Genomic DNA, 4,490 nt, shown 5'->3' on the forward strand with positions numbered 1-4,490 from the left:
ACGGCGACGGCCAGCACCAGGGCGACGCCCGCCGCGCGCTCGGCCCACACCGGCGACGGCGCAGGAGCGGCGGCTTCATCGGCGTGGCCCGGCTTCAGACCCGGAACCATGTGGCCCAGCACGCCGTCCCTATCGACGAACTGGTGCTTCAGGGCCGCGCCGACGTGCAGGACGATCAGCACAACCGCGCCCCAGGCCATCAGCGAATGGGCGCCCATGGCCTGGAAGGCCAGCGCCCGCCGCATCTGGATCGACAGTTCGGCCACGCCCGGCAGATGCGGAATGGGGAACAGGCCGAACCAGCTGGTCGCCACCTCCAACGCACGATCCTGCGACACCGCCCAGCCGGCGGACACATAAAGCCAGCCCGTCAGCGGCAGAGCCAGCAACAGGGCGTAGAAGGCCACATGGGTCGCGCCCGCCGCAAAGGCCTCCCACCGCTTCATCGTCCTGGGCAAGGCGGGCGGGCGATGGGTCAGCCGCCAGACGATCCGCACCACCGTCAGCGCCAGGATCAGAAAGCCGATCGACTTGTGGATCTGGAACACCCGATAGGCCAGGGCCTGGCTGTCGGGGTTGTCGATCGCCGACGTCATCCAGAGCCCCATCGGAATCATCGACAGGATCAGAAGCGCGATGGCCCAGTGCAGGGCGATGGCGACGGACGAATAGCGGGTGCGGGCTTGGGACATGGACACGTGGACTTGAGGGCGACGTAGAAAGAGCGGCGACCGGAATCGCCGCTCTCCTGCTCTGGGTCTCAGGACGCGGGCGCGGCCGGAGCGACTTCCTGGATGAATTCGCCGTCGAAGCGGATCGTCACCTCGTCGCCGACGGGACCGACCGCCATGCCGAACGCAGACCGCTTGAAACGGCCTTCGGCGGCGAAGCCGACGGCGGGCACATTGGCGAAGGGATGGCGGTCGATCTCGCCGTTGAAGGTCGCGTCCAGCGTCACCGGATGGGTCTGGCCCAGGAAGGTCAGGTCGCCCGTCACCTGGGCCGTGCGCGCGCCCGTCTTCTTCACCGACGTCGAGACGAAGGTGATGGCGGGGAAGGCCTTGGCGTTCAGCCAGGTCGGATTATTGGCCATGTCGTCGTTCCAGCCGGAATAGGCCGAACCCGGGTGCGACGCCTTATAGTCGGCCGGATAGGCCGCATTGACCGAGGCGGGGTCGATGGTCGCGGTGATCTTGGAGTTCTCCAGGTTCGCCGGGTCGAGCGTCAGCTTGGCCTCGAACTTGTCGAACCGCGCGGTGTAGTGCGAGATCGTATTGTGCAGCAGCGACCACTGAAGCGTGGCGTGGGTGGGGTCCAGCACATAGACGCCCGCCGGCGCCTTCACGGACACCGGCGCTTCGGCCGAGGCGTTCGGCGCGGCGGCAGGCGATTCGCCCGGCTTGTTGCACGCGGCCAGCAGGGCCAGCGCCGACACGGCGGCGAGGGTTGCGATCTTCATTTCCGGCTCCATCCGAAAGTTGGTTCAGACGATCTAGGCCAGACGAAACTGATACGCAACAACTGCTGTTTCGGATGATTCTGGAGCGGTTAGGACGCTCTCCGCCCCCTCAACAATCGATCACGCGCGGCGTTGACGCGCGTCGCCAAACCTTCTGTGCCGCCCTGATCGGGATGGGCGCGGGCCATGGCGCGTTTCCACGCCGCCCGGATTTCGGCCTCGTCCGCCCCCGCCCGCACGCCCAGCACGGCGCGGGCGTCGGCCTCGCTGATCGGCTCGGAGCGAACGACGGATCGCATTCGCGAGGACCAGGCCAGATAAAGACCCGCGCCGGCCAGCCCCGCCGCCGCCAGCCATGCGCCGCGAAAGGCCGCGAGCGCGCCGCCCGCCAGCAGGACCGATCCCAGAAGGGTCGCCGTCACGCGCCAATGCGCCCGGCCGCGCCGCTCGGTCTGGCGGCCCAGCCGAACCAGGGCCCAGACGGCGATGGCCGCCAGGGCCAGTCCGATCAAACCCATCGGGTGGTCAAACCGTCAGGCCGCCACGTCCAAAGGGGCGATCACCTGCTCCAGCCCCATGGCCATCATCAGGTTGCGAAGCTCCTGGCGCGCCGCGACGTGGGCCAGGGACACCGCGACGGGCCGGATGTCGTTGGACAGGTCCGCCACGGTCAGGCCGAAGGGGAACAGTTCGCGATAGATGACCCGGTCGCGCAGGCCCGGCCCGACGCGGAAACCGACACGCTTGGCCAGTTTGGTCATCCGCTCTTCCAGACGCTTGCGGTTGCGGGCCTCGGCGACGGCCAGGCGATTGGTCACCACCAGCCAGTCGATGGTCGCGTGGCGCCCCTGGGCGATGGCCCGCTGCTTGCGCGCCTCCCAGACGCTCTCGGAATAGATGGATGGCTTCAACAGCTCCAGCGACACCGGATCGACCTCGCCCAGCAGGTCGAAATCGACGAAGCTGTCGTTCATGGGCGTGACGATCTGATCGGCGCGGGCGTGGGCGGCGCTGGACACGGCCGTGTCGCCGCCGGGGGTGTCGATCAGGATGCAGTCCACGCCCTGGGCCAAAGCCTCGTCGAAGGCGCGTTCGAAGACCGCGATCTGTTCGGCGACATCGGTCTTTGCCAGGGCCTTGCCGTCGCCCATGTCCGGGATGAAGGGCTGCGGCAAGGCCTGTTCGTTCGCCGCCAGCCAGGCCAGACGATTGAGGAAGAAGCGCTGCATCGACCGCTGGCGCAGGTCCAGGTCGATGATCGCCACCGTCCGACCCGCGTGCAGCAGGCCCGTGACGATGTGAATGGCCAGGGTGGACTTGCCGGCCCCGCCCTTTTCATTGCCGAGAACGATCACATGCGGCTGCGTCATTCGAGGTAATCCTCTGTGCCGACCGGCGCGACTCACGCGCGGTCCAGTTCGGCCGAGAGTCGGCCGCCGCGCGGCAAACGTCAACGGAACCTTAACGCAGACCTGTGGACGGCGAAAAAGGCGGGATCAGCTGTTGCGCGCGCACCAGGCGTCGGCGACGGCGGCGGCGCGGCAAACCGAAGCCGCCGCCTCGCCCGGAACGGGGCCGACCTTCAACCGCGTCAAGGTCCGACCCTGAACTTGCACGGACTCGAACACCGGGGTCAGGGCGGCGAGGTCGGCGGACGTCTTCAATCGCGCCCACGCCTGGCGGGCCGCGTCAGGGCTGGAATAGGCGCCCAGTTGGATGGTGCGGCCGGACGACGTTGAACGGCGCAAGCCGGCGTCATGCATCAAGGAGGCCCGCTCCGGCTCCGGCGCCGGCTTCGCCCCGCCGGCTTCACGAACCGGAACCGCAACTGTGGGCTGAACCACCCGAATCACGGCGTCGCGCAGGCTGGCGTCCTCGGCCACGCGGCGCACGCCGGCCTGATCGTCGCGGGCATCCCACATGGCGTGGGGATCCATCACCGCGACCTTCATGGCGCTGAACCTGACCGGCCGCAGACCGGCCGCCTCGGCCGATCGCGCCCGAGGGGCAGGCAGACCGCCGCCGGGCGTCAGCGGCACATCCACCGCCGCCACCTGATCCGCGAAGGCCCCGAACCTGTGGGGATCGCCGTTGGCGGCGCCGCATCCCGCAAGAGCGGCGGCGCCGACCACGGCCGCAATCAGGGCCGGGGCGATCAGAACTGGACGGGTCGCTTCTGCGGGCGTCATAAGCACGACCCTAACGCCCAGTCTTTGAGGTCTGGTGCATCAACAGGCTTAAGCGGAAAGGTTAATCGCTTCATCATGATGGACACTCCTCCCCTGCCCGTCGTCCGCACCGTGGCCGACCTGCGCGCGACCGTTCGGGACTGGAAACGACAAGGCCTCAGCGTCGGCATGGTTCCGACCATGGGCGCCCTGCACGAAGGCCACCTGACCCTGGTGCGAGAGGCGGCCCGACGCGCCGACCGCGTGGTCGCCTCCAACTTCGTCAATCCGACCCAGTTCGCCGCCCACGAGGACCTGGACAAATATCCCCGCCAGCAGGATGAGGACGCGCGCCTGCTGGCGGGCGCCGGCTGCCACCTGATGTTCGCGCCGACGGCGGCGGAGATGTATCCTGAAGGCTTCGCCACCAGCATCGCCATGGCCGGCCCTGCCCTGGGTCTGGAGGGCGATTTCCGGCCGCAGATGTTCGGCGGCGTCGCCCTGGTCGTGACCAAGCTGTTCAACCAGGTCCAGCCCGACGTCGCCGTTTTCGGCGAGAAGGATTATCAGCAGCTGATGGTCATTCGTCGGTTCGTGCGCGATCTGGACCTGCCGGTCGAGATCATCGGCGCGCCGACCGAGCGGGACGGCTGGGGCTTGGCCCTGTCGTCGCGCAACGCCTATCTGTCCGAGGCCGAACTGGCGTCGGCCCGGCAACTGAACGGCATACTGTTCCAGGCTGCTGCGGAGGCCGCCTCCGGTCGCCCCCTGCCCGGCGTCGAACGCGAAGCCTATGCCGCCATATTGAAGGCCGGGTTCGAGCGCGTCGACTACGTCGTCATTCGCCACGCCGAGGACCTGAC

6 protein-coding genes are annotated in these 4,490 nt (G+C 68.3%); 1 reads left to right on the forward strand and 5 read right to left on the reverse strand.

Going from position 1 to position 4,490, the window contains the following annotated elements:
* The 5 genes from RTU05_RS17050 to RTU05_RS17070 all read right to left on the reverse strand — a co-directional run.
* Positions 1-692, reverse strand: a 692-nt coding sequence (locus RTU05_RS17050; protein WP_312599506.1) for a cytochrome b, incomplete at its 3' end; no start/stop codon positions are given.
* Between the two features lie 68 nt (positions 693-760).
* Positions 761-1,459 carry a YceI family protein gene (locus tag RTU05_RS17055; RefSeq protein WP_312599507.1) on the reverse strand — a complete coding sequence of 233 codons (699 nt, stop codon included), beginning with the start codon at positions 1,457-1,459 and terminating at the stop codon, positions 761-763.
* Between the two features lie 89 nt (positions 1,460-1,548).
* Positions 1,549-1,977, reverse strand: a complete 429-nt coding sequence (locus RTU05_RS17060) for a molecular chaperone DnaJ (protein WP_312599508.1) — start codon at positions 1,975-1,977, stop codon at positions 1,549-1,551.
* Between the two features lie 15 nt (positions 1,978-1,992).
* A complete protein-coding gene (locus tag RTU05_RS17065; RefSeq protein ID WP_312599509.1) occupies positions 1,993-2,829 on the reverse strand; it encodes a division plane positioning ATPase MipZ in 837 nt (278 codons plus the stop codon).
* A gap of 126 nt (positions 2,830-2,955) precedes the next feature.
* Entirely contained in the window at positions 2,956-3,648 is a 693-nt protein-coding gene (locus RTU05_RS17070; protein WP_312599510.1) for an SPOR domain-containing protein, read from the reverse strand.
* 78 nt (positions 3,649-3,726) lie between these two features.
* Between RTU05_RS17070 and panC the strand changes: the two genes are divergently transcribed.
* Positions 3,727-4,490, forward strand: a 764-nt coding sequence (gene panC, locus RTU05_RS17075) for a pantoate--beta-alanine ligase (protein ID WP_312599511.1), incomplete at its 3' end; no start/stop codon positions are given.

It is taken from the genome of Brevundimonas sp. (assembly GCF_032017145.1).
Taxonomy (GTDB): domain Bacteria; phylum Pseudomonadota; class Alphaproteobacteria; order Caulobacterales; family Caulobacteraceae; genus Brevundimonas.

Coding starts and splice junctions, on each gene's coding strand:
- RTU05_RS17055 (WP_312599507.1), bottom strand. CDS start 1,459: ATGAAGATCGCAACCCTCGCCGCCGTGTCGGCGCTGGCCCTGCTGGCC.
- RTU05_RS17060 (WP_312599508.1), bottom strand. CDS start 1,977: ATGGGTTTGATCGGACTGGCCCTGGCGGCCATCGCCGTCTGGGCCCTG.
- RTU05_RS17065 (WP_312599509.1), bottom strand. CDS start 2,829: ATGACGCAGCCGCATGTGATCGTTCTCGGCAATGAAAAGGGCGGGGCC.
- RTU05_RS17070 (WP_312599510.1), bottom strand. CDS start 3,648: ATGACGCCCGCAGAAGCGACCCGTCCAGTTCTGATCGCCCCGGCCCTG.